This window comes from Paenibacillus shirakamiensis (genome assembly GCF_017874255.1).
Lineage (GTDB): Bacteria > Bacillota > Bacilli > Paenibacillales > Paenibacillaceae > Fontibacillus > Fontibacillus shirakamiensis.
This window is the reverse complement of sequence record NZ_JAGGLD010000001.1, coordinates 662,007-687,767: the sequence shown is the minus strand read 5'-3', so window position 1 is coordinate 687,767 and position 25,761 is coordinate 662,007. Positions and strand designations below refer to the sequence as shown.

Here is a 25,761-nt window from a genome sequence, read left to right as displayed (position 1 = left end):
CTCAGACTTGGGTCTCCTCTCCATATTAAACCTTTCGTCCTACAAATACACACAATTGTCACGCATTTGGTTAAGCAGATCGTTCATGCTATGATAACTAAGATAAGCTATTTTCAAGGAGGTTAGTCATCTTTGGCTGCAACGACAGAACCACAAGATCAAGAGCTCGGTAGGGCGATCGTCTCTATTCTATTTACCATCATTGCTTTTATTTTAAGTTTGTTCACCTTGTTAATTTTCTCTAGAAATCACAATTCACCCAACACCATTGGTATTTGGGTTCCCATCCTCATTACGTTCCTCATGTCCGGAGCTGGTGTTTTCTTCGCTCGACAAGCGTTGCAGCTTGATGCCGGTCGCAAAATGGGCATATTCAGCATGCTGGTCAACAGCATCCTAATCGCATTTCTGATCGTATTGAGTATTTTGCTACTGTTAAAATAACAAGCGAAAAGAACAAGCGCATTGAATAGGGAAAAGAAACCTAAAAAAACCACACCACAGATCAGCTGCGAGTTCTTCGCTTGATGGTTAGGTGTGGTTTTTGCTCTGCCCATATTCCGATATGAGTTTGTGCTGTTCCGATTGAGTTATATGTTCCAGCCTGTTAACGATTGTTCAAGTTAATAGACTTACACCCTCTAATAACAAATCCCATGTCTGCTCATCGCCATCACGATAAGGAATAGTCAAAGAACAAATTCCATCCTGAGGAATATCCAAATCTATCGTAGTTCCCTGTCCATGTACACCATTGACGAGTAAAATATTGAACGCAGCAGGAGTTAGCAATCGAAGCACACGCTGAAGTTCCACAACTTCTTCATCCGAACCGCACCATCTAACGAACAATGCCTTCTTACTTGCCGCCATCCGCTGAAGCACGCGCTCCACTCTAGTATCCAATTTAGCCTTGAAATCAGGGTAGTGTTCCATCCAAAAATGATCAGGTATTACGGGAAAATCGTGAACAGAAAGAATATCATACATGGCATCTTTAATAAAATAAGATTTAGCCTCTTGCACAATTTCGTCTTTTACATAATAAGCCGAGCCTTCTGTGATAGACATGTTCTCTATTAACATATAATCTTTGAATCGGTTTTCCAGCAAATGATTCACTTGCGTTAAGGATAGAGAGACCACCCAATCTAATGGTGCTGAAAATGTTCGTAGTCCTTTTCTTTGCAAATGTCCTGCAGGCTCACAGGAACAACCCAAGCTTACAATGAGATCATATTCTCCCTGAATGTCATGCAGCTTCACCATAGCACTCCCCCTTCTGATGCTATATACCATGTTAGAAGGTCTTGTTTTGCTTGGACATTTGCTTGATACATGCACTATTCATTCAATATTGGGATGGGTTAGACCATCTGATAAAAGATGCACTCTATTACGGAGCGTTCCTTAGTGAATCCGACTGCTCCTAAAAGAGCTTTAACGGGTGTATTACTAATACTATTTTACCTTTTTGCAAGCCACGCCCGATCATGACGCCAAGTTAACTCTACAGGCATCTCGAAAAAGGCTGACAGATGATCATCTTGAAGTACCTCGCGCGTTGGACCTGCTGCAAATACTTCTCCTCGTCTTAACAGTAACGTATGAGAGAATATGGGGAGAATCTCTTCCGTGTGATGCGTGACATATATCATATGAGGAGCATCTGGCTGCTGAGAGAGCCATTCTATACTGGATAATAGCGCCTCTCTAGATATAAAATCCAATCCATTGGTGGCTTCATCTAGAATTAGTAGTTTGGGAGAAGCCATCAAAGCTCTTGCAATTAAAAGCTTCTGCTTCTCCCCTTGGGAGCAGGTCTGATAGGTTCTATTGTATAGATGGGCACATTGAAGCTGTTCCATCAAAGAACGTGCCTTTTCATAATCTTCATCGGTAGGTTGTTCATACAGACCAATTGATGCAAATTTCCCGCTCACGACCAAATTCTCCGCTTTCTCATTCACATACAGCTTCTCTTGTAGAGATGAGCTTACCCAACCTATCGATCTCCGCAGCTCCCTAACATCCACTTCGCCGAACGTTTGACCAAGCACAGAAATCCGCCCCGTTGTAGGCCACTGGTATCCATTTAACATATTAAGTAATGTTGTTTTGCCTGATCCATTAAGTCCTAGAATAGCCCAGTGTTGATGTTCTTCTACGGACCAATCTACATCTTGGAGTAATGTCTTCCCATCACGAACCCATGAAATATCTCTCATTTCAATAATAGTCTTCAATTTTTCTCACTCCTACTTCTTATTGTTTTTGTTCAGTTACTGACTCAAATCGATCTCTTGCACATCAAAAATATGTAATCTCAACCTACTCCTATCCAGAAGCAGTTGTCAATTCAGCAGATTTATAATTGTTTTCTCCCTATACGCGGGTCATTCCTATAGTAGAATGGTAGGGACAGAAATAGGTATCTATATCTTTTAAAAATCTAGTCTGGAGGTTCACTCACCATGCTGAGTCCAAAGCTGCTTGAAGACATAGAGGCTTTACAAAAAATCGTTGAAGATCACGACCAGGTCACACTTAAGCTTAACTGGGATATGTTACGTCATCGCAATGAAGAGGAAAACTTAGATTTTGTGTATCATAAAGATGGAATGCTTGTCGGCTTTGTCGGCTTATACGGATTTGGAACTGCTTACGAGCTCTGCGGTATGGTACATCCTGATTATCGCAGGCAGGGCATCATGACTACAATTTTAATGGAGGCGCTACCAACAACAACCTTGCAAAATTATTCACAGTTGTTATTCAATGCCCCTGCGGAATCGGCCTCGGCCAAATTATTTTTTGAACAACTTCCTCTGACATATCATTTCTCGGAGTATCAAATGAAATGTAATCCTGCTGATGCTAATGTTAAATCTCTGGAACAGCATGAATCTCAAGACAAGCACGAAACTCAGGACAAGCACGAAACTCATGAAAAGCAATGTGAATCTGCACTGACGCAAGAAATTGACATTCCTTTAGCAGAGACAGCATACACACTGAAGTTACAACCTGCTCAGCCAAAGGACCGTAGTATTCTGGCCGAACTAGATGTGCTGTGTTTTGATCTTTCGGAGGAAGATGCACGGATATATAACGATGATGTCCTTGATGATCCCGACTCGGTAAGTTATCTCATCCTAGCTAATGAAATCGTAGCAGGAAAAATTCGCATTACTCAACTTGCAAAGGAAAGCTGGATATATGGATTCGCCATCTACCCTAATTTTCAAAAACGCGGCATAGGCCGATCCATCCTCCAGCATGTTACACACTATGAGTTCACTCGAGGCCAAAGTGTCCACCTTGAGGTTGCGCTAAGTAATCCCGGTGCAATAAAGTTATATCAATCCATTGGTTATCATACTACGAATGTGCAGGACTATTATCGATATCATCTCTAATCCTTTTTCTTAGACATGTGGCATCCTTCCTGCCAAATGAGGTACAATAAAGGCTAATTGAATTTTTTAGCTGAAGGATGGATTAACCTATGTATATTGCTAACGATTGGAAAGATTATGAGGTTATAGATACAGGCGGCGGCGAGAAGCTGGAGCGGTGGGGAGATGTGGTACTCCGTCGTCCTGACCCACAGATTATTTGGCCTCGTTCCAAAGAAGATCACGCTTGGAAAGATGTGCATGGTCATTATCATCGCAGTTCATCAGGCGGTGGCGAATGGGAAATGAAAAAAGCTCTTCCGGAGCGCTGGACTGTCTCTTATGACAAGCTGAAGTTCCATATTCGTCCAACCAGCTTCAAACATACGGGCCTTTTCCCTGAACAAGCAGCGAACTGGCGTTGGATGATGGACAAGATCTCGAACGCAGGACGTCCAATTCAGGTCCTGAACTTATTCGCCTATACAGGTGGAGCTACCGTCGCAGCGGCGTCTGCAGGCGCTTCTGTAGTGCACGTAGATGCAGCCAAAGGCATGGTGCAATGGGCCAAGGAGAATCTGGAGCTATCTGGTCTTCAAGATCGCCCGGTCCGCTTCATCACGGATGATGTGTTCAAATTCGTCCAACGCGAACAGCGCCGCGGTAATAAATATGACGCGATTATAATGGACCCTCCTTCCTATGGACGTGGTCCAGGCGGAGAGATGTGGAAGCTGGAATCAAGTCTCTATCCGTTCTTAGAATCCTGTATGTCGATTCTCTCGGACCAACCCCTATTCATGTTAATCAATTCGTACACTACGGGGCTTTCCCCAACAGTCCTTACGAATATGCTGACCATGACCATGAAACCACGTTATGGCGGTACGATTTCTTCTGGTGAGCTCGGCTTACCCATTACCCGTTCGGGACTCAATTTGCCTTGCGGGATGTTGGGTCGCTGGGAGGAATAAATGGTGACCATTCCTATTCTATTCGAGGATAATCACTTGCTTGGCATCAGCAAACCTGTAAATGTGCCTACTCAGGAGGATGCCTCAGGGGATCCGGATCTAGTGAATCTGCTCAAAGCGGATCTCAAGGAACGATATCAAAAACCAGGCAACGTATATCTGGGACTTGTTCATCGCCTAGATCGCCCTGTAGGGGGGGCTATGATCTTCGCTAAGACCTCCAAAGCCGCTTCGCGATTATCGGAATTGGTCCGCTCTCGGCAGTTCTCGAAGTCTTATCTTGCGGTCGTTCATGGTAAGCCGGCCTCTTCTGCTTCTTGGAAAGATTGGCTTCTCAAAGATGAGAAGACGAATACCGTAAAAGTGGTTCGAGCGGGAACTTCTGGAGCAAAAGAAGCCCTTTTGAATTTCCGAACGTTAGCCACATCGGACGGACTAAGTCTAGTTCAAGTCGAGCTATTAACCGGTAGATCTCATCAGATTCGGGTACAGTTCAGCCACGCGGGGTATCCGCTGTATGGAGATCAGAAATACGGAGCTAAAGTCAATCAACCTGGACAGCAGATTGCGCTCTGGTCCATTTTCGTAGGCTTTCCTCATCCAGTCACCAAAGAGCCTGTACACATCATATCTCGGCCTCCAATGGAATATCCTTGGACCCATTGGGATACTGGAATATATGCATCGGCTGTAGATTCCCTGAAATAGTCAACAATGAAATACTCAAGAAGATGATCACAAAGAAAGAGCTTAGCCTTAGGGGCTAAGCTCTTTCTCTATTCAATACGGGCTCGCCCGTTGTGGTGATCTTCCCTAACAGAAAAATGAGCAATTGCTGATTATGCGAAGAAATTTGATCCAGCACCGTTCCTAAAAAGTCATTACGAATTTGCAGACCACGTTGGGTCTCTGTTTGACCTTTCTCAGTAATGGATACCCATACAATTCTTCGATCATCTAGGTCACGTTCACGAACAATGAGCCCTGCACGCTCCATTCGATCTAATAACATCGTCACGGCGGCAGGCGTCGTCGCCAAAAAGGGAATGAAATCCGAAGGCTTCATTTTCTCACGTTGATCAAGCAGCTCCAACACCGACAATTGTGCTTCCGTAAGGGAAGGCGCCAAGTAAGTTTCCATATGCGACTGATAATTTTTTGTGAGTTTTGACCACAGCTTCGCGAAATCTTGTGTATACATATCAATTCCCCCGTTCATTGATGTTCCACGCTGACTGTCTTCCACTGTGTGTTTAATTCATCTCATAAACTTTTTCGCCATGAAAATGGATATTCCTTCCTCCTAAAGTTTAAAAAAAGACTTTTCCACAAATAAAGATTGTGAAAAAGTCTATAAAGTCATGAATTCAAACGTAAATTTACAATTTCATCTTTCTTTTCTAAGGTTCCGATGCCTTTACCAATCGACTTGCGATCGGCAATAGGTGTCTGCTCCGAACTAAAGGTCAAGGTCTGACCACTGAGCAAGATCGCGGTAATGGACAGCGGTTCTTTACAGAAAAATGCGCCAGCAATACGGCTACCGTTCGGCTTCACACGTTTGCCTTCTTTGAATTCGAAGGATGGTATTCCCTTACCACTACGGCTTTGAGTTGGATAATCAAGGAGTAAAGATCGCTTAGCGTAGCCAAGATCTGTAATGAGCATAATCTCGCCTTCTTCCCCTTCAACCCATAGAGCAGCAACAACTTCGTCTTCATCCTTCAGCTGAATACCGCGCACTCCGCCCGAGACTCTACCTTGTGCATTAATCTCTTGTTCTTTGAAACGAATCGCCATACCAAGCTTGGTGACTAAGAAAATATCTTGATCCCCACTACTTAGCTTCACCGAGATAATTTGATCGTCTGCGCCTACTTTTGCAGCTGCTATAGCCCCCGAACGTTTGGATTGATACTCTTTAAGCTCGGTTCGTTTCACTTGACCCTTTTTGGTCACAAAAACAAGACTTAAGCCTTCGTCAAAATTCTTCACCGGGATGACACTGGCAATACGATCTTCTTTAGATAATGGAATGACATTTACGATAGCAGTACCATTGTCTTTCCATTTAAACTCGGGCACCTGATGAACAGGCAATAAGAAATATTGACCTTTTTGCGTAAAAATAAGTAGATTCTCACGTGTGTTCACTTCGAGTACTTGCCGAATATAATCGCCTTCTTTAGCGCCGGAGGCATCTTTGATCCCGCCAGAACGTGTAAAGGAGAGCTGACTCGTACGCTTGATATATCCCTCGTTCGACAAGGTGACAAGCACATCTTCTTGCGTGACTAGTACTTCTAAGTTCACTTTAAGCTCTTCTACTTCACCTTGAATATCCGAACGACGATCGATTCCGAATTTGTCTCGAATCTCGAGAAGTTCTTTCTTAATAACATTCGTCAGTTTCTTATCACTGTCCAGAATTGCACGAAGTCCTGCAATCTTCTTCTGCAGATCGCCTAAATCTTTCTCGAGAGACGTAATCTCCAGATTGGTTAGACGGTACAACTGTAAAGTAAGAATCGCATCTGCTTGACGCTCCGTAAAACCGAACATCCACTGCAAATTATTTTGGGCATCCCCACGGTTTTTGGACGCTTTAATAGCGGCAATTACCTCATCAAGGATGTTCAATGCTTTTACAAGACCTTCCAACACATGCGCACGGTCTTCTGCCTTCTCCAGCTCATACTGCGTACGGAAAGTAACAACTTCCCGCTGATGGGCAATGTAAGCTTCCAGCATGGACTTGATACTAAGTTGCTTTGGCGTCTTGTTAACGATGGCAACCATATTGGAATTGTATGTTATTTGAAGATCGGTTTTCTTATAAAGATAAGCCAAGATACCCTGGGCATCAGCTTCCTTCTTAATCTCCACAACTATACGCAGACCTTGACGACCACTTTCATCTCGAACCTCAGCAATCCCTTCAATCTTCTTCTCCAGCCGTATATTCTCCATAGCTGTGACCAGCCGGGATTTGACAATCTGGTAAGGAATTTCTGTGATAACAATCTGCTGTTTGCCTCCTCGAACATTCTCGATGTCGGTTTTCGCACGCAGATAGATTCTACCTTTACCTGTTTCGTAGGCATCTCGGATGCCATTCTCGCCCATAATGGTACCACCTGTAGGAAAGTCTGGACCTTTGATATAAGACATAATCGTAGTCAAATCAATCTCTGGGCGCTCCATAAGTGCAATACATGCATCAATGACTTCACGCAAGTTATGTGGAGGAATTTCCGTTGCAAACCCTGAAGATATGCCGCTGACTCCATTGACGAGAAGATTCGGATACCTAGCAGGAAGCACAACAGGTTCCTTAGTTGTATTATCAAAATTATCTTTGAACAGCACAGTCCGCTTCTCTATATCACGAAGCAGTTCAAGTGCAATGGGAGATAAGCGAGCTTCCGTATAGCGCATCGCTGCGGCCGGATCATCATCTTGAGATCCCCAGTTCCCATGACCATCCACGAGCACATGGCCCATCTTCCAAGGCTGTGCCATACGTACCATACCTTCATAGATGGAAGCATCCCCGTGGGGATGATAATTACCCATGACATCACCGACGGTCTTCGCAGACTTTCGGTAAGGCTTATCAGGTAAGTTACCTGAATCATACATAGCATATAAAATTCGGCGTTGTACCGGCTTTAATCCATCCCGCACATCCGGAATGGCACGGTCCTGAATGATATATTTGGAATACCGCCCAAAGCGGTCTCCGACAACCTCTTCCAGATAGGCCGGTAAAAAGTTTTCCAATGAGCCCATTCACATTCACCTTCTATTCCTCAAACTCTGTGAAATCTACGTTTTCTACGATCCAGCGCTTACGAGGGTCAACTTTATCTCCCATGAGGGTAGATACACGTCGTTCTGCCTTAGCAGTATCTTCAATCTGCACTTGGAGCAGGTTCCGTGTCTCCGGGTCCATAGTCGTCTCCCATAGTTGATCTGGATTCATCTCGCCTAGTCCTTTATACCGTTGAAGTTCAAAATTTTTCCCGAACTCCTTCAAGTAATTTTGAAGTTGTTCATCCGTCCAAGCATAGCGTGCAGTCTCAAGCTTACCTGAACGGCGGGTAATTTTGTACAGGGGAGGCTGAGCAATAAAGACCCGACCTGCATCGATTAACGGCTTCATATATCGATAGAAGAACGTTAACAACAAGACCTGAATATGAGCCCCGTCTGTATCCGCATCCGTCATAATAATAATTTTGGAATAATTGCTATCTTCTACGGCAAATTCGCTACCCACTCCAGCACCAATCGCTGAAATGATATATCGATACTCATCGTTTTTTAGGATATCCGCAAGCTTAGCTTTCTCTGGATTCATCGGTTTCCCTTTGAGTGGTAAAATCGCTTGAATCTTAGAATCTCGTCCCTGCTTAGCCGAACCTCCTGCAGAGTCTCCTTCGACGATGAACAGTTCTGTTCGCGTGACGTCCTTGGATTGGGCAGGCGTAAGCTTGCCTCCAAGGTTCGAGCTCTCACTTCTCTTCTTGCCGGTACGCATCTCATCCCGCGCCTTGCGAGCCGCTTCTCTCGCTCTAGAAGCTAAGACAGCCTTCTTAATCAGTACCTGAGCGACCTGAGGATTCTCTTCCAAATACACTTGCATCCGATCCGATACGATGGCATCTACAGTACTTCTTGCGGAGGCACTTCCCAGCTGATCCTTGGTCTGACCCACGAATTCAACTTCGGACATCTTGACACTAATGACAACCATCATACCTTCACGCAAGTCGTTTCCATCCAGATTCTTATCCTTCTCTTTGAGCATGCCATTCTTACGAGCATAATCATTCATCACCCGAGTATATGCGGTCTTGAAGCCTGTCTCGTGCGTACCGCCACCCCGCGTAGGAATGGAATTGACAAAAGACGCTAAAGTCTCCGTATATCCCGCATTATATTGAAGTCCTACTTCCACTTCGACATCTTCTTTTTCCCCGTGGAAATGAATCACATCATGCAGAACATCTTTGCCTTCGTTCAAGAACTGAACAAATTGCTTCGCACCGCCCTCATACATGAATTCATCGGATCGGTCAGATTTCTCATCCTTGAGAATCACTTTAAGACCTGAGTTCAAGAAGGCAATCTCCTGTAATCTCTCAGCGAGCGTATCATAATTGAACCCGATTCCATTAGTAAAGACCCGAATATCGGGTTTGAACGTAACTTTTGTACCTGTGCGGTTCGTGTTCCCTAGTATTTCAAGTCCTGTAGTCGGTTCGCCTACATGTTCTTTGCCTTTTTTGTCCACCCAGTATTCAAATCGTTGACGATGAATTTTGCCCTCGCGGAAGATTTCCACTTCGAGCCATTCCGACAAAGCGTTCGTAACGGAAGCACCTACGCCATGAAGTCCACCGGACTTTTTATAGCCAGAGCCGCCGAATTTACCGCCAGCGTGCAAAATAGTGAAGACCACTTGCGGCGTAGGTATCCCTGTCTTGTGCATTCCCGTTGGAATTCCACGACCATTGTCGAATACCGTCACCGATCCATCTTTGTGCATCGTAATTTCTATTTTGTTACAGAATTTAGCTAAATGCTCATCTACAGCGTTATCCACAATTTCCCAGACCAGATGGTGAAGCCCGGACGAACTTGTACTTCCTATATACATTCCCGGTCTCTTACGTACTGCGACAAGCCCTTCGAGCACTTGAATGTCGTCTGCACCGTAACCCTCTGAACCCTTAGGTCCGTCATGGGATTCATTAGCAAACGAATCGATCTGATCGACCATTCATGCTCCCCCTTTATGCAAACTTTATGTATACAAACCGAACTCCTGAGAGTTCAGTCTATATGAACAATTCACCAAAATGCAAACAGATGTTTTGTTATCCTTGTCCATTTTAATTCAATATATCCTGTTTCGTAAAGACAGTGAATGAAATGAACAGCGCTACAGCAGCCCAAATAGCTAGAATAATCAAAGAGAAACCTAGCGTCATTCCCTCAATGGGAGCAGGGCTACCGGACAAATAATTCGTTAAATCGAGATTGACCATGAACAGATACTTTGCACTTGTCCAAGCGGAAGCCATATTCGTCAAAATCGTCCCTGCTATGAGAGAAGCCATCATAATTACTATACTTGCTGCGGTACTGCGTACGAGCACACTGACCATGAAGGCTAGAATGGCCACGGTTATGCTTACGAACCAGATCAAACCTAGCTGCATCAATAGATAGAGCCACTGTGGAACAGCATGAACCGCGGAGAGATCAACATCCGAACCATTCAACTGGAACCCGCTGAATACAGGTATACTGAATCCTTTGTACCCGAATACAAGCCCTGATATTAGATAACTAATCACGAACGCAGATAACACAATTAACGATACGAACATCAACAAGGCAATTAATTTGCTAAAAAGAACTTTCCATCGCCTTACCGGCCGAGTAAGTAGCATCTTAATCGTGCCCGTCGATCTTTCTGAGGACACAATATCTGAAGCTACAGCCATAATGAGCAAAGGAATGAACAGCGTAGCTGCGTTATCCATGAACTCACGAGTGAAGCTAACTCCGCCCGGTTCTTGTGGATTTACATCATGTTCCAAATAATATTTCATCTGCTGAATATAAATAATACGATATTTCTTCCACTCTTCTGGCACTCTTGCACTTTGCAGAGAGTTCTGATTATCCGTGATCGCTTGACGAATAGCAAGGCGCCAATCGGAATTAAATTTCTCTCGATTCGTCTCCGCAATTTTCATTTGGGCATAGACGAAGATGGGAACTAGGATGAGCAGCACCAATAATACGACATAAAAACGCTTCTTTTTCATCATTTTCAGCGTCTCGTTCTTGATTAAAGGTAGTAGACTATTCAATGGACTCCCCCTCCGTCATATCGAGGAATAATTGCTCCAGTGTAGGATTGATCGTGTGAACATCTTTAATCTGAATACCTTGACTCACAAGCTTCGTGATAAGTAATGGAATTCGTTCGCTATCCATTTGAGTTACTACGGAATCTTCTCTAAGTCCTGCTATAAGGGTATCGTCGAGCACTTCATGAGCATGTTCTACAAGCTGAATGCCCTCTTCATGTAACAATTTAATTCCCTGAGTCTTAGGGAACAATTGCCAAATGACATACGGTACTTTGCCTGAGATTAACTCTTCTACTCCGCCCACGGCCAGCACTTTCCCTTGACTAATGATCCCTACTCTATCGCACAGAAGCTGAATTTCACTCAGCAGGTGACTGGATACAAATACGGCCATGCCTTCATCCGCTAACGTACGTATAAAAGCTCGCAGTTCCTTAATTCCTTTTGGATCCAGTCCATTGGTGGGCTCGTCCAAAATTAAAAGGCGAGGTCTCCCTAGCAGAGCTTGTGCGATACCCAGCCGCTGCCGCATACCAAGTGAGAAATTTTTGACTTTATCGTGAATCCGTTGATCCAGTCTAACAATCTCCACCACTTCTTGAATCCGCTTATCATCAACCCCAGGCTGCATACGGGCAAAATGTTGTAGATTCTCCCATCCCGTCATGTATGTGTATACTTCAGGGTTCTCCACAATAGAGCCAACAAAAGCGAGGGCACGCTCTGGATCACGATTTACATTGAATCCACAAATACTGACCTTACCTTCGGTAGGTTTGATTAGATCTACCAACATACGAATGGTCGTCGTCTTGCCTGCCCCATTTGGACCCAAGAAACCAAAAATTTCTCCTGCGCGCACGTCAAAATTCACATCATTTACAATCCATTTTTTGCCGATTTTCTTCTTAAGATGTTCAACGGATAATATGAGTTCTCTATTCTCTCTAGCAACCGCCTGCATCGACATAGGGATGACACTCCTCTTTGCGCTTCTTTTATTTGAGCCCTTGGGCAATGCGCTGTGCTATTTGTTCATACCCCGCACCATTGGGATGAAAATGATCATCTGAAAGATATTTACTGCTGTTCTCTACAAATAAATCAAAAGTGGGTACCACTTTACTCTGGCTATATTGATTCATAATTGCAGTAGCTTTGGTATTCCATGAAGTAACGGCATCGTTCCCCGGAATACGCATGTCAACAACATCGGTAAATGGATTGTACAGACCTACGTAGACTAACTGAGCATTTGGATTAATCTCATGGAGCTTAACTACAATTTGCCTTAGCTTCATCGAGGCTTTCTTTACGGACGCTTCTAACTCTGCCGCCGTAGGAAGACCTTTGGAACTTTGGATATTTTGTGCTCCTTGAAACAGATCGTTCCCTCCGATAGATAACAAAATAACATTAGCTCCCTTAAGGGCGTACTGAATGCCTTGTTCATTTAATGAAGGCAATAGTCCCGAGGTAGTCATGCCATTCACGCCCAGGTTGTTAACTAGCTTAACTGGAGCCTTTTGTTCTTTTTGCAAGACGTTCACGGTCCTGCGTACAAATCCTTCTCCCGTATCGTCTCCTGTACCCTTAGCTAGAGAATCACCCAGCGCTACAATTTGAATTTCCTTGTCATTCGTCTGTGGAGTAACACTCGATATTCCCCCCGCTGGACCACTGGACCATTTTGAACTTGCCGAAGGATAGAGCACATCTTTTATTGCATAAATAAAGCCTGCTACAAACACAAGCGTTGCGACTACTGATACCCAGCTTACCAACCGCCAAGTCCATGATGAAGCTCGCATGAGAGATCCTCCGTTCGTAAAATAAGTTTGGAATCAAATCCAGCTTTATGTAATAAGATAAGTCTTAACCTATCTTTTTGCAAATAGAACACGGGGATTTCATTTATTGTGTAACAATTATAGTAAAAAGGGTTAACGCAAGACGGCGACCCAACCCCAATATGGAGATGAATCGCCGTTTCATTTGTACTCTTTGTAAGTATACATATTATTTCCCGATGAACTCTTGAACCCACTCTGAATTGTAGTAGCCCACACCGATTAATGTATAATGACTATTCAAAATATTTTGACGATGTCCTGGACTATTCATCCACGCTTTCACTACTTCTTCTGGTGAACGCTGCCCTTTGGCAATGTTCTCTCCCGCATACCGATAGGTAATGTTGTATGCATCCATCATCTCAAACGGTGATCCATACGTAGGTGACGTGTGGTCGAAGTAATTCTTGGTGTATAGATCAATAGCTTTGTCCTTGGCCAACTTCGTCAACCGATCATGCACATTTAAGGGCTTAAGACCTGCGTTTGCACGTTCCTTGTTGACTAGTACCACGACCTTGGCAGCGTAATCTGCCTGTATTTTGGCATACTGGGCAGCTAGTGATGTAGACTGCGCAGCCTTAGCCTGCACTTTGACAGCAGCATCTACGGTGTTCGTCCCTCCAACTAAGAGTACAGAGGCTGTTAAAAGGGCGGTCAATGTTGCGATCCCAGTGTGTCTCCATCTACGGTACTTCTTGTTGTCTAACATCGGCTTCCCCTCCACATATCCATGTCTTTAGTGACAGGTAATCAAGTCATATATTATCATGTTTTGTCGGGGAATTCCGTCTTTTTCCAAAAATTGTTTGTTCATAGATTGTAGATTCGGCTATATTTCTGCTCCAAATAATCGACTAAATAGTCCGCATTTAAGGGCTCTCCCGTCACTTTTAGAATCAATTCCTCTGGGGTGTAAAGCTTCCCGTACTGGTGAATTTGTGCATGTAACCAAGTCTGAACGGTATCAAAGTCCCCTTGCTCTATAGCTTCATAGAGATTAGGAACCTGCTGTTCAATCGTATGCAAAATTTGTGCAGCATAGAGATTCCCTAGAGAATACGAGGGGAAATAACCAAATCCACCGAAAGACCAATGCACATCCTGCAGTACGCCCTCACGATCGTTAGCTGGACGAATGCCTAGGTAATCCTCTACCTTCTGATTCCAGATTGCCGGGAGATCTTTTACTTCAATGTCGCCGCCGATTAAGGCCTTCTCAATCTCGTAGCGAAGCATGATATGGAGGTTATACGTAAGTTCATCTGCTTCCACGCGAATCAAGGAAGGCTGTACTCTATTGATTGCCCGATAGAAATCTACAAGTTGTACCGTACCTAATTGTTCAGGGAAAGCCGATTGCAGTCCTTTGTAAAAGTACTTCCAGAAGGCTTCACTTCTACCTACCATATTCTCTAGGAACCTAGACTGAGACTCGTGAATGCCAAAAGATGCACCCGTAGATAGTACCGTTCCTTCTAGGGAAGCATCGATATTTTGCTCATAAATGCCATGTCCAGCCTCATGAATCGTACCGAATAGCGCGGAGCGTACATTGGTCTCTACATATCTAGTTGTAATGCGGACATCACCGGTGTTGATGGTCTGCGCAAAAGGATGTACGGTCTCATCTAGTCTACCTGCATCTAGATCAAAACCGATAATAGGAAGCATCTCCCGATTGAATGTCTTTTGGACATCGATGGGATACTTCTGTTCGAACAAATCCTCCCTAGGTTTAGAGGTAGACTGCTGGGTGCGACGTAATAAGTCCACACTGCTCTCTCTAAGTCTAGCGAACAAAGGATCTAGTACTTTAACGGTTAAGCCCGGTTCGAATTCATCTAATAAAGCATCATAAGGATGGTCTTGATATCCATAGATTTCAGCAGCTTTCCTCTTGAACTCTACTATTTTGACTAGTGCAGGTTCAAATATAGAGAAATCCGCCTGATTCCGAGCTTCTTCCCAGATATCATTCGCTTCTGCGGTAAGTACAACATATTCACGATACATATCTTCAGGGATGAGATGGGAGCGATCATATTCCATTTTACGCTCCCGAACTTGAGCGCGCGTAATGTCATCAAGACGTGCAGAATTTTCTGGACTTGACAACTGATTAACTAGCTCTCCCATTTCCTTAGACACGGTAAGCTTGAACGCCTCTGTGCTGAGTGTGCCAATTGCCTTGGCAAAAAGGCCCCTCCCTTTTTTAGGTGCCATCACCTTCTGATCCCACTCCACAAGTCCAAGAATACTGCCCAAATGAATAATTTTCTCGTCTAATGCTTTAAAGGCTTGCACCTGCTGCTCTAAAGTTTGTGATTCCGCCGATATACTCATAGCACTAACCTCCAACGACTTATTTTGTCTATAATTAAATCATATTTAAATTAGGGAAGAAAGACATTTATAGTTAAATTTATGCAATTTACTTATACGTATAACGTTCATAGTCCTCAAGTATTTTCTAGTTATGAATCGTATTTGAACATATAGCGACCTTTTAAAAAGAGCCTTCAAGTCCGCTCAAAGCGAACTTGAAGGCTGTTCCGTATTAAGATTAGGGCTGAACTGTCCACAACGCAGGTACGTTGCTAGGTTCCCAGCCTGGCAACGAAGTATGCGGTTGCGTGCATTTGTATACCTTGCCTGCATAAGTTACCAAATCATCTTTCACATAAGCTTTGTTCGCTACCCATGCTGGAGCCGCTGGAGCTGCTGAATCCGTCGTTACGGATAGGACGCTGCTTGCAGCAGATGCATTCCCCGCAGCATCCTTAGCTACTACGGTGAAAGTATACGCTGTATTCGCCGTTAGTCCACTGATGACTGAAGTCAGTGAAGTGCCGCTGACCGAAGCAGCAAGTGTAGTTCCTTTGTATACGTCATAACCAGTAACACCCACATTATCTGTTGAAGCTGTCCAAGTGAGTGTAATGCTGGTTTGATTTTTACTAGAAACCGTTAAGCCTGTCGGTACAGAAGGTGCTGTCTTGTCGCTGGATGGTGCATCCGTAGTAACCGTCGCGGCACTACTTGCACCAGAGGTATTACCAGCACCATCCTTGGCTTTTACAGTGAACGTATATGCCGTACTTGGAGTGAGCCCGCTCACTGAAGCAGTCAGCACATTTCCTGCAACAGAAGTAGCAAGTGTAGTACCTTTGTACACATCATAACCAGTCACCGCCACATTATCGGTTGAAGCTGTCCAAGTAAGTGTCGCTGTAGTGGACGTTTTGGCTGACACTGTAAGGGATCCAGGTGCCGTCGGAGCTACCGTATCTGCTGCAGCTAGCGTCACACTTGCCGCATTACTTGCTGCGGATACATTGCCTGCCGCATCCTTCGCTTTCACAGTGAAGCTGTATGCACTACCTCCTGCAAGACCCGTTACACTGTATGACGTGGTTGCTGAACTACCGATCAAGTTACTACCTTGATAGATGTCATATCCAGTTACACCTAGATTGTCACTAGCTGCCGTCCATGTTAAAGCGACGGAAGTACCGCTAGAAGCTGTAGCAGTTAGTCCTGCTGGTGCTGTTGGTGCTTGTGTATCCGTTGGAGGTGCGTCTTGCGCAGACCAGAGTGTAGGTGCTTTGGATGGTTCCCAACCTGCAATGGCAGTGTGTGCATACGTACATTTGTACAGAACCCCGTTGTACGTAACATATGAACCAATTGCATAGGTAGCACCCAGCTGCCAGACCGGATAATTAGGATCGTTCTGCGTTGTCACACTAAGGGATGTACTAGCAGCAGAAGCATTGTTAGATAAATCCTTAGCTTTGATATAGAAGCTATACGTTGTTCCCGCTGTCAATCCAGTAATGCTCTCTTTGGTGTTTGCCGTAGATTTGACAAGGGTTCCATTCTGATAAATGTCATAACCGCCAATATCATCATTATCCGTAGATGCTGTCCAGCTCAGCGTGACTGATGTTTTGGTCTTGGCTACAACAGTCAGATTTGCCGGAACACTTGGCGCCGTGTTATCCACGATTGGCGGAGATGTAACTACGGTGATGGCATTACTAGCTGCAGAAGAGTTACCTGCCGCATCCTTGGCCTTAACGGTGAAGGTATAGGAGGTACTGCCCGTAAACCCTTTCACCAAGGCACTTGTGGTTGCTCCATCTACCGATTTGATCAAGGTATTGCCTTGATAGATATCATAGGACATGACGCCAACATTATCTGTGGAAGGGCTCCAGCTCAGCGTCACTTTTTTATCCGTATGACTTGATGAAGTAAGGCTAGTTGGTGCAGTAGGGGCTGCCGTATCCACTGGAGCCGTACCCGTGTTGAGGTCACTGTATACTTTATCGAGTAACTTCGGTCCACTGCAGCTAAATTTAGGACTCACTCGGCAGTCCGAGCTGAACTCCCAGAACATCGCTCCACCTAAATACTTGTTCTTAATGTAAGCCGTCTTGTACCCTAGAGACTCTGTATCATCATAGGAAATGAAGATTTTCGTTGTAGGATTATACAGATAAGGTACTTTCGCTTTGTCATTCCAGAATCGTGTATATCCATTCTTATTCACGTAGTTCGCTGCGATATCTCCGTAGTCGAACACACCCGTGTTCCCCGAAGTGGTGTCATCCCAAGTTCCTACTGGAGACCATTTGTACGTTTGACTTGTGTCTGGTGTACATGTCTGGAATTGCCCATCATTGTTAGGGCCACCCGGGCAGTTCTTCCAGCTGCGCCCCATAAATTCAAGTCCCAATACGATTTTGTTCAAGGGAACGCCCGCATTCTGATAAGCATTAATGGCCCCATCTACAGTGAAATTCATACTCAGATAAGGATCATTTGGATCTGCATAGAGACCGGTATTATGGCTAGTCGTTCCTTCCCATGATCCACCATGGAAGTCATACGTCATAATATTAATCCAGTCTACTAACTGAGCAATCTTCGTAAGCTCTGTATTGTCCACGAACTTTTGGCTTGCACCCGAAGCGATGGTCAGTAAGTAATGCTTGCCATCTTGCTCTCCGGCAGCATCCAATTGATTGCGAATCTCTTGTAACAATAACGTATAGTTCTGTTTGTCAGCAGGGCTGTAACTGTTGCCTGGGATCGCTTCAACATTTGGATATTCCCAGTCCAGATCTACGCCGTCAAACCCATAAGCTCTTAAAGCATCCACTGCAGATTTGGCAAATGTCTTCCGAGTGGCATCGGTCGCTGCTGTATCCGAAAAACGATTAGACCACGTCCATCCGCCTACGGAAAGAATCGTCTTAAGCTGCGGGTTTTTAGCTTTCAGATTACGAAGTGCACCAAAGTTTCCGCAAGCTGCGTCTGCCCAGCATCCCGTAGTCGGGCCACCTGCCGTTGGACGAAGTGCATCCGCATCTGGATCTCCCAGGACGATGCTACCATTAGGCACCGTTCCTGATTGCAAAGGAATTCCCGTAGTTGTACATGGCCAAGTCTGCTTGTTAGGATTGGCCGGATCTGTAGAAGGATTTCCGTGTTTGCCGTTCCAGCAAATATCAGCAAAAGCATAATTGATGTGAGTTACTTTGGATACGTCGATATCGGATACGTTATAACTGCGACCATAGATTCCCCATGATGGGAAATAACCAACTATTTTATAATTGCTAGTAGCAGCTGCCGCACTTGCCGTAGGCGTGAATTTACTCTGAAAAAAAGGAGCCAACGCAACTAACAAGCTCATCCATACGAGTAAAGCCGTCTTACCGATCCGATGTTGACGCATAAATAACCTCGCTTTCGCAAATTAAATTTAGAAGTTAGCTGTTCCTAAATTACTTCTTCGTCCAGAGCGCTGGAACATTAGACGGTTCCCAGCCTGTCAACGAAGTATGAGCTGTACGGCATACATATACGGCTCCGTTGTAAGTCACTTCTGCACCTACTGCATAAGCCGTGTTGGGAGCCCAAGCAGGTGTAGTCGTCGGTGTTGCTGCATTCGTTGTTACACTTAATGCGGTACTTGCCGCAGATACATTCCCTGCTGCATCTTTCGCTTTCACCGTGAAAGAGTACGCTGTAGAAGCGGTAAGACCTGTTGCCGTGTAAGTTAATGTTGTACCGGATACGGAACCTGCGAGCGTTGTGCCTTTATAAATATCATATCCTGTTACGCCTACATTGTCCGTGGATGCTGTCCATTTCAATACAACAGAGGTATCCGTCTTGGATGAAGCCGTCACAGCTGTTGGAGTGGTCGGAGCCTGTGTATCTGTACTCGCAGCCGCTAATGTCTTGAATGTAACCGCACTACTTGCTGCAGAGACATTACCCGCTGCATCCTTAGCTTTTATGGTATACGTGTATGAAGTATTAGCTGTAAGTCCTGTTAAGTTAAATGTTGTCCCCGTCGTCGTAGCCACGCTCGTCGTTCCTTGGAAAATCTGATATCCAGTTACGCCCACGTTATCTGTGGATGCCGTCCAAGTCAGGGTGGCACCCTTATCCGTAATCGCGGAAACCACTGGATTCGTTGGTGCTGTAGGTGCTTGTGTATCTGTCGTAGCTGGAGCGGAAGTCGTCACAGCTAAGCTTGAACTTGCCGCAGAAATATTACCCGCAGCATCCGCAGCTTTAACAGTAAAAGTATAAGCAGTCTGAGCTGTCAACCCTGTAGCCGTATAGGTTGTTCCCGTGACTCTTGTAAGCAACGTAGATCCCTGATACACGTCATATCCTGTTACACCCACATTGTCTGTAGATGCATCCCATTTCAAGGTGACAGACGTGCTTGTTTTTGCTGTGGAAGTAAGATTCGCAGGCACAGAAGGTGCTGTCGTATCTGTCACTGGAGGCGTCGTAGAATTCACATTCAGATCTGTCCCTAATTGCGTTAGCAATTTAGTTCCCGTACATGTAAATTTCGGACTTGTTCTGCAGTCCTCACTCAGTTCCCAGATCATCGCGCCGCCAAGCCCTTTGCTCTTGATGTAACTAGTCTTCGCCGCTAAGGACTGTGGATCTTCATAACTGATGAATATTTTGCTTGTTGGATTATACAGATAAGGCACTTGGGCCGTTGCATTCCAATAGCGAACAAATCCATTCTTGTTCACATAATTGGCAGCAAGATCACCATAATCGAACATTCCTGAAGCGCCTGTCTCAAATGTATCCCAAGTTCCCGTTGGCGTAGTGCTACCATTGAAGTCTGGTGTACATACTTGATATTGACCGTCTCCATTGGGTCCAGCCGCACACCCCTTCCATCCTCTACCATAAAATGGAACACCCAGCACGATCTTAGATGGGGCTACACCGGCATTAATATAAGCATTTACCGCATAATCTGCACTGAATTTGTTCACATCTGGATCATTAGGATCGGAATAAAGGCCAGCGTTATGATTCGTAGACGTCTCCCAATCTCCATGGAAGTCATACGTCATAATGTTAATCCAGTCTAAAATATTGGAAATCTTCGATAATTCTGTCGTCTGCGTATAAGATTCATTCGCGCGGCTAGCGATAGTTAGCAAATAAGATTTGCCATCTTGTGCTCCGGCCGCAGCAAGTTTATTGCGTGTTTCTTGAAGAAGAAGGGTGAAATTTTGTTTGTCTGCTGCACGGCGACTGTTGTCTGGAAGACCATCACTTACTGGATATTCCCAGTCAATATCAATGCCATCAAATCCATAAGTACGAATGACATTCACAGCCGAATTCGCAAAATTTGTCCGTGCCGTTGAATCGGCAGCTACATCAGAGAAATGATTGGACCACGTCCATCCCCCTACAGACAGCAGTGTCTTTAGATTAGGATTGGCTTGCTTCAGGACTTTCAACTTGTAGAAGTTACCGCACTTGCCCTTCTCGCAATCTTCCCACTCGAGTGGAACGCCATCACTATTGTTGACGTCAGACCAAGGGTCGCCTAACACAATAGCTCCATTAGGTACGGTACCAGTCTGTGTCGGTACGCCTTTGTCAGTACAGTTCCAGGTCGTCTTATTCGGATTGCCTGGATCATTCGAAGGGTTACCATGCTTACCATTCCAACATAAATCAGCAAAAGCGTAATTCAAATGCGTCAACTTGGAAGCATCAATGTTCTCTACTTGGTAGTTCGGATCATAGACACCCCAATCCGTGAAGTAACCTACCACCTTGTAGGATGAATTTGCAGCGGCTTTTACAGCTCCTGCTGCTGGTGTCGCAGTTGTTCCTGCTGCGGTTGCTGCTGGAGCTGCATTTGCTACCGTCCAAGAGGAAAGTAACAAAAGTAAAGTCAAGCATGCAGCAAAAGATTTCTTACGAAATTGCGATTTCAAGTACATTATTCATCCTTCTTTCGGCTTTAGATGCTTGAAACGTGCGTCCTTGATAGTTTGAACGCGGGTTCCAAGAGATACTACTCACGGGTGTAACGCCTCACCTCCTTTCATGCATGCGGCAACCATGCGGATTTGTCCATGGACAAACTTACATATAATGCGTTTTCATTTTCAAAAAAACGAGATGTCCATAGGGACGTGTAAGGGATAAAATCGCACCAAAAATTACTAATTATTTTTTGATGATACTTATTCTAGTCTCAATGTTTGAGTTCTTCAAGCGTCTGTGAAGGATAAATTTCCACTATTTAAACGAACATCTAGTAGTAGATTCCCCCTCTATTTATTCTCCTTTCTAAGAACAATAAAAAGAGCATCTCCGTGCCAGTAAACTGGCCTTCAGAGATACTCTTTATCTGTTCTTGCTTATTTCTTTGAAGCATATTTACGCATATCAAATGCTACAGCTGCCACGATGATTAATCCCTTAATGATCAATTGCCAATAAGGACTTACACCGATAAAGGTCAGACCATAGTTGATGACCGTAAAGATGACAACCCCAGTTAAGACACCGGGAACCGTCCCGATTCCGCCGGTGGTAGATACACCACCGACTACACATGCCGCAATCGCATCAAGCTCATACATATTACCGTAGTTATTGGTTGCCCCGCCTGTTCTTGCAGCTTCTAACACGCCAGCTAGACCGTATAAAGCTCCAGCAATGGAATATATCATGATCAAATTTTTAGAGACATTAATTCCAGAGACTTTCGCAGCTTGTTCATTGCCACCTATAGCATACATGTTTTTACCTAGGCGAGTTTTGTTGAACATCACCCATACGACCATAGCTACAAATATAGCGATAATTACAATATAAGGTATGGAATACGGGCCTGAACCTATACTACCGGAACCCCATTTCGTGAAATCTGGTCTCAGTCCACCGATCGGCTGGGATTGATTCGGCTCAGAATCGAAATACAGGGAGTTCACTCCGTAAATAATGACCATCGTACCTAAAGTTGCGATAAATGGAGGTACTTTTAACTTTGCCACAATCCATCCATTCATCATACCGAAGATGAGTCCTACCAAGATAGCAAGCAATACCGGAACAATTACGGGAAGCTCACCCATATTCGGGAAGAAGCGCCGTGGATAATCTTGTAACTGCAACATAGAAGCCGAGATGACGGCGGTTAGCCCTACCATCCTACCAGCAGAGAGATCCGTTCCTCCTGTGATAAGGATAAAAGCCACACCTAACGCGATAATCGTACGCGTAGAGGACTGAATTAAAATATCTCGTAATGCATTTATACTAACAAATGATGGATCATAGATCGCGATTCCTAATACCAATACGACAAGAACGATGTAAATGGCATTCTGTGAGATAACCTCTTGCATTCTCTTTGTATTCATTTTTATAGCTCCTCCTTCTCCTACCTAGTGCTGAGCGGCTAGCCGCATAATTTCTTCTTCAGAAGTCTGTTTTCCATCTACAATTCCCGTTAATTTCCCTTCGGACATGACTAATATGCGGTCTGACATCCCTAACAGTTCTGGCATTTCAGAGGAGATCATGACAATACTTTTCCCTTGCTTGGCAAGGTCCGCAATAATGGAATAAATCTCAAACTTCGCACCTACGTCAATGCCGCGTGTTGGTTCATCTAGGAGCAGTATCTCCGGTTTGGTGAGTAACCATCTTGCAAGCAATACCTTCTGTTGATTACCGCCGGACAAGTTCATAATTTGCGTACGCATATGGGGTGTTTTCGTCCTAAGTTTGGCTATCATTTCATTCGTTTCGGTACGCTTCTTCTTCTCATCTAGCAATCCATATGGCGTCATATAATTCCCTAGATTGGCAATAGCTCCATTCTCATGCACAGATAACACGGGGAATATCCCTGTCGTACGTCTTTCTTCTGTTAGCAAAGCAAGACCATGTTTCTTCGCATCTTGAGGGGAGTGAATCTTGACCACTTTGCCATACATAGAGATCGTGCCTTCTTTAAGATCACGCAAGCCGAACAAGGCCTCAATAAGTTCCGTCCGCTGTGCCCCCACAAGGCCTCCGATACCGAGAATTTCTCCTTTTCGCAGCTCAAACGATACATTTCGGAAAGACTTATCTACAGAAGAAGTAAGATTGTCGGCCTTGAGAATAACTTCTCCAGGGATGTTGTCACGATCTGGGAAACGGCTCGAAAGGTCCCGACCAACCATCTTCGATATAATTAAATCCGTCGTCATTTCGCAAGAAGGCCACGTGCCAATCTTTTTACCATCCCGCATAATAGTGACATCGTCAGAGATCTGCAAGATTTCTTCCATCTTATGAGATATATAAATAATCGACACACCCCGCTTTTGGAGATCCCGAATGATCCGGAATAAATGCTCCACTTCCACACTGGTTAAGGAAGATGTAGGTTCGTCCATTACTATAATTCGAGAGTTAAATGAGACCGCCTTTGCAATCTCGATAGACTGAATTTTGGATACAGATAATTTGCCTACTAAGGTGTCTGGATTCAAATCAATGTCTAGGTCCTTGAAAAGATCCTCGGTATCTTTGAACATTTTTTTGTGATCTACAAATTGAAAAGGCCCGATTCCTCGAACAGGAAAGCGTCCAAGCCAAATATTTTCCATTACATTTCGAAAAGGAACCGGATGCAGCTCTTGGTGAATCATCGATATTCCCGCAGCCAGTGCATCACTGGAATTATTGATTTTTGCAGGTTCACCGTTCAAAAAGATGTCTCCACCATCCGGCTGATATATACCGAATAGGCATTTCATGAGCGTAGACTTTCCCGCACCATTCTCCCCCATCAGAGCATGAACTGTTCCGGGTCTTACTTCAAGAGTTACGCCATCCAGTGCCTTTACACCGGGGAACTCTTTAGAGATGGACTTCATTTCCAGCATATATTTATGGTCAGCCATTTCTCGTTCACTCCCTCACTGCAGCATTCTCTATAGGTCTAATCCACTTTTAATTAATCAGGGGCTTGCCGCATAGATGCGTAAGCCCCTCGCATTTCTGTCGTTACGGAGAAGCGATATATTTTACTTAACCTCACTCATGTTTTCTTTGGTGATTTTCTTATATGGAATCCAAATGAATTGTTTATCGGTCACTTCATAGCCGACGCTGTCTTTGGTAATTTCTTTCCCTTGCGCAAGTAGGGAAGCCAAAGTTACTGCCGCTTTACCTTGATTGTTCGCATCATTTAATACGGTTCCGAGTAGCGTACCATCACCAAGCGCTTGAAGAGCTGGAGCCGTAGCATCTACACCCACTACAGGAACATATTTATCGCCTTTAAAGTATCCAGCAGCTTTCAATGCCTCAACAGCACCGAGTGCCATGTCATCATTGTTCGCGAATACAGCTTCGATTTTGTCACCGTGCGCAGCAAGAAAAGCTGCCATTTTTTCTTGACCTTTTACACGGTCCCACATCGCTGTGTCTTCAGCCAATTTTTCCACTTTGATTCCAGCATCTTCAACAGCTTTAATGGAGAATTTGGTGCGGCTCTCAGCATCTTGGTGTCCCGGCTCACCTTTAAGCATTACGTATTGGAGTACGCCGTCTTTGTTCTTATCCGCTTCAGGATGAGCCTTCCAGTAATCTACAACCAATCCACCTTCAAGCGTACCGGATTCTTCAGCTTTGGCTCCTACATAGTACACTTTATCCCATTTCTTCATATCTTCAGGAAGCGGTTCACGGTTCAAGAATACGACGGGAGCGTCCTTTGCCTTTGCTTTATCAATGATGACACCTGCTGCTGTGCGGTCAACGGGATTCACGATCAGAGATTTTGTATTTTTAGTCAGGAATAAGTCAATTTTATCGTTTTGCGTAGGTTGGGAATTCTGAGAGTCAACGATGTCAACTTTTGCGATGCCTTTCGCATATTTCTCAATGGAGTTACGAACACCCGTCATGAATGTGTCATCGAATTTGTAGATCGCTACGCCTACACTGGGTTCAGTTGAAGAAGCATTATCTTTAGTTCCGCCGCAACCGGCAAGGGCAGCACCCAGTACTGTTGTTGCAAGGATGACCATACTTAGTTTTTTCATATTTTTCTTTGACCTCCTGATATATGTCTTGTGATATTCAACTGTAAATGATGAATACGTTTACAATTATGTCGCATGGAATGAATTTTGCGAATGTAAAATTCTCATGTGTTTCTATAAAAATTCTCATCACATTTATATAATATGAAGACCTCTATTCATAAAACCTTTTTGTCCATAAAAAAAGAACAACGTACCCATCTCCTTGGAAGAAGTGAACGTGTTCAGTA

The 25,761-nt window shown here is 44.4% G+C and carries 19 protein-coding genes; 4 read left to right on the top strand and 15 right to left on the bottom strand.

Annotated elements, in window-relative coordinates:
• The first annotated feature begins 132 nt into the window (after positions 1–132).
• Positions 133–444, top strand: coding sequence for a hypothetical protein (locus tag J2Z69_RS03245; RefSeq protein WP_209859092.1), 312 nt, complete (start codon positions 133–135; stop codon positions 442–444).
• 174 nt (positions 445–618) lie between these two features.
• Here the strand turns inward: J2Z69_RS03245 and J2Z69_RS03240 are convergent, their stop codons facing one another.
• Complete coding sequence (locus J2Z69_RS03240) at positions 619–1,269, bottom strand: DUF1796 family putative cysteine peptidase (RefSeq protein ID WP_209859091.1); 651 nt, start codon at positions 1,267–1,269, stop codon at positions 619–621.
• A 197-nt stretch (positions 1,270–1,466) separates the two neighbouring features.
• A complete protein-coding gene (locus J2Z69_RS03235) occupies positions 1,467–2,246 on the bottom strand; it encodes an ABC transporter ATP-binding protein (RefSeq protein WP_209859090.1) in 780 nt (259 codons plus the stop codon).
• A gap of 228 nt (positions 2,247–2,474) precedes the next feature.
• Here J2Z69_RS03235 and J2Z69_RS03230 point away from each other — a divergent pair, with 228 nt between their 5' ends.
• The 3 genes from J2Z69_RS03230 to J2Z69_RS03220 all read left to right on the top strand — a co-directional run bounded on the left by J2Z69_RS03230 (position 2,475) and on the right by J2Z69_RS03220 (position 5,080).
• Positions 2,475–3,419, top strand: coding sequence for a GNAT family N-acetyltransferase (locus J2Z69_RS03230; protein WP_209859089.1), 945 nt, complete (start codon positions 2,475–2,477; stop codon positions 3,417–3,419).
• An 89-nt stretch (positions 3,420–3,508) separates the two neighbouring features.
• Entirely contained in the window at positions 3,509–4,372 is an 864-nt protein-coding gene (locus tag J2Z69_RS03225; protein ID WP_209859088.1) for a class I SAM-dependent methyltransferase, read from the top strand.
• 3 nt (positions 4,373–4,375) lie between these two features.
• A complete protein-coding gene (locus tag J2Z69_RS03220; protein WP_342591547.1) occupies positions 4,376–5,080 on the top strand; it encodes an RluA family pseudouridine synthase in 705 nt (234 codons plus the stop codon).
• 55 nt (positions 5,081–5,135) lie between these two features.
• Here J2Z69_RS03220 and J2Z69_RS03215 read toward each other — a convergent pair whose 3' ends face one another.
• The 13 genes from J2Z69_RS03215 to J2Z69_RS03155 form a co-directional block, all read right to left on the bottom strand.
• Positions 5,136–5,573, bottom strand: a complete 438-nt coding sequence (locus tag J2Z69_RS03215; protein WP_209859086.1) for a MarR family winged helix-turn-helix transcriptional regulator — start codon at positions 5,571–5,573, stop codon at positions 5,136–5,138.
• 158 nt (positions 5,574–5,731) lie between these two features.
• Positions 5,732–8,164, bottom strand: a complete 2,433-nt coding sequence (gene gyrA, locus J2Z69_RS03210; RefSeq protein ID WP_209859084.1) for a DNA gyrase subunit A — start codon at positions 8,162–8,164, stop codon at positions 5,732–5,734.
• A gap of 13 nt (positions 8,165–8,177) precedes the next feature.
• A complete protein-coding gene (parE, locus tag J2Z69_RS03205) occupies positions 8,178–10,160 on the bottom strand; it encodes a DNA topoisomerase IV subunit B (RefSeq protein ID WP_209859083.1) in 1,983 nt (660 codons plus the stop codon).
• Between the two features lie 112 nt (positions 10,161–10,272).
• Positions 10,273–11,262, bottom strand: coding sequence for an ABC transporter permease (locus J2Z69_RS03200; RefSeq protein WP_209859082.1), 990 nt, complete (start codon positions 11,260–11,262; stop codon positions 10,273–10,275).
• Complete coding sequence (locus J2Z69_RS03195) at positions 11,255–12,235, bottom strand: ABC transporter ATP-binding protein (RefSeq protein WP_209859081.1); 981 nt, start codon at positions 12,233–12,235, stop codon at positions 11,255–11,257. The genes J2Z69_RS03200 and J2Z69_RS03195 overlap by 8 nt, the downstream gene beginning before the upstream one ends.
• A 28-nt stretch (positions 12,236–12,263) precedes the next feature.
• The gene (locus tag J2Z69_RS03190) at positions 12,264–13,076 is read right to left on the bottom strand and encodes a GDSL-type esterase/lipase family protein (protein WP_209859080.1); all 813 of its coding nucleotides are present in this window, start codon (positions 13,074–13,076) and stop codon (positions 12,264–12,266) included.
• 208 nt (positions 13,077–13,284) lie between these two features.
• Entirely contained in the window at positions 13,285–13,830 is a 546-nt protein-coding gene (locus tag J2Z69_RS03185) for a CAP domain-containing protein (protein WP_209859078.1), read from the bottom strand.
• Between the two features lie 101 nt (positions 13,831–13,931).
• The gene (locus J2Z69_RS03180; protein ID WP_209859076.1) at positions 13,932–15,464 is read right to left on the bottom strand and encodes a carboxypeptidase M32; all 1,533 of its coding nucleotides are present in this window, start codon (positions 15,462–15,464) and stop codon (positions 13,932–13,934) included.
• A 220-nt stretch (positions 15,465–15,684) separates the two neighbouring features.
• Positions 15,685–18,867 (bottom strand): glycosyl hydrolase family 18 protein, encoded by a 3,183-nt coding sequence (locus J2Z69_RS03175; RefSeq protein WP_209859074.1) that lies wholly within the window; start codon positions 18,865–18,867, stop codon positions 15,685–15,687.
• 49 nt (positions 18,868–18,916) lie between these two features.
• Complete coding sequence (locus J2Z69_RS03170) at positions 18,917–21,412, bottom strand: glycosyl hydrolase family 18 protein (protein ID WP_245338929.1); 2,496 nt, start codon at positions 21,410–21,412, stop codon at positions 18,917–18,919.
• Positions 21,413–21,841: 429 nt separating this feature from the next.
• Complete coding sequence (gene mglC, locus J2Z69_RS03165; RefSeq protein ID WP_209859070.1) at positions 21,842–22,849, bottom strand: galactose/methyl galactoside ABC transporter permease MglC; 1,008 nt, start codon at positions 22,847–22,849, stop codon at positions 21,842–21,844.
• 24 nt (positions 22,850–22,873) lie between these two features.
• The gene (locus J2Z69_RS03160) at positions 22,874–24,385 is read right to left on the bottom strand and encodes a sugar ABC transporter ATP-binding protein (RefSeq protein ID WP_209859068.1); all 1,512 of its coding nucleotides are present in this window, start codon (positions 24,383–24,385) and stop codon (positions 22,874–22,876) included.
• Positions 24,386–24,508: 123 nt separating this feature from the next.
• A complete protein-coding gene (locus J2Z69_RS03155) occupies positions 24,509–25,531 on the bottom strand; it encodes a galactose ABC transporter substrate-binding protein (protein WP_209859066.1) in 1,023 nt (340 codons plus the stop codon).
• Positions 25,532–25,761: the final 230 nt, after the last annotated feature.

What these genes read in the sequence shown, in the direction of transcription:
- J2Z69_RS03215 (WP_209859086.1), bottom strand. Translation starts at nt 5,573, where the DNA reads ATGTATACACAAGATTTCGCGAAGCTGTGGTCAAAACTCACAAAAAAT.
- J2Z69_RS03160 (WP_209859068.1), bottom strand. Translation starts at nt 24,385, where the DNA reads ATGGCTGACCATAAATATATGCTGGAAATGAAGTCCATCTCTAAAGAG.
- J2Z69_RS03175 (WP_209859074.1), bottom strand. Translation starts at nt 18,867, where the DNA reads ATGCGTCAACATCGGATCGGTAAGACGGCTTTACTCGTATGGATGAGC.
- J2Z69_RS03240 (WP_209859091.1), bottom strand. Translation starts at nt 1,269, where the DNA reads ATGGTGAAGCTGCATGACATTCAGGGAGAATATGATCTCATTGTAAGC.
- gyrA (WP_209859084.1), bottom strand. Translation starts at nt 8,164, where the DNA reads ATGGGCTCATTGGAAAACTTTTTACCGGCCTATCTGGAAGAGGTTGTC.
- parE (WP_209859083.1), bottom strand. Translation starts at nt 10,160, where the DNA reads ATGGTCGATCAGATCGATTCGTTTGCTAATGAATCCCATGACGGACCT.
- J2Z69_RS03195 (WP_209859081.1), bottom strand. Translation starts at nt 12,235, where the DNA reads ATGTCGATGCAGGCGGTTGCTAGAGAGAATAGAGAACTCATATTATCC.
- J2Z69_RS03155 (WP_209859066.1), bottom strand. Translation starts at nt 25,531, where the DNA reads ATGAAAAAACTAAGTATGGTCATCCTTGCAACAACAGTACTGGGTGCT.
- J2Z69_RS03180 (WP_209859076.1), bottom strand. Translation starts at nt 15,464, where the DNA reads ATGAGTATATCGGCGGAATCACAAACTTTAGAGCAGCAGGTGCAAGCC.
- J2Z69_RS03230 (WP_209859089.1), top strand. Translation starts at nt 2,475, where the DNA reads ATGCTGAGTCCAAAGCTGCTTGAAGACATAGAGGCTTTACAAAAAATC.
- J2Z69_RS03185 (WP_209859078.1), bottom strand. Translation starts at nt 13,830, where the DNA reads ATGTTAGACAACAAGAAGTACCGTAGATGGAGACACACTGGGATCGCA.
- J2Z69_RS03190 (WP_209859080.1), bottom strand. Translation starts at nt 13,076, where the DNA reads ATGCGAGCTTCATCATGGACTTGGCGGTTGGTAAGCTGGGTATCAGTA.
- J2Z69_RS03225 (WP_209859088.1), top strand. Translation starts at nt 3,509, where the DNA reads ATGTATATTGCTAACGATTGGAAAGATTATGAGGTTATAGATACAGGC.
- mglC (WP_209859070.1), bottom strand. Translation starts at nt 22,849, where the DNA reads ATGAATACAAAGAGAATGCAAGAGGTTATCTCACAGAATGCCATTTAC.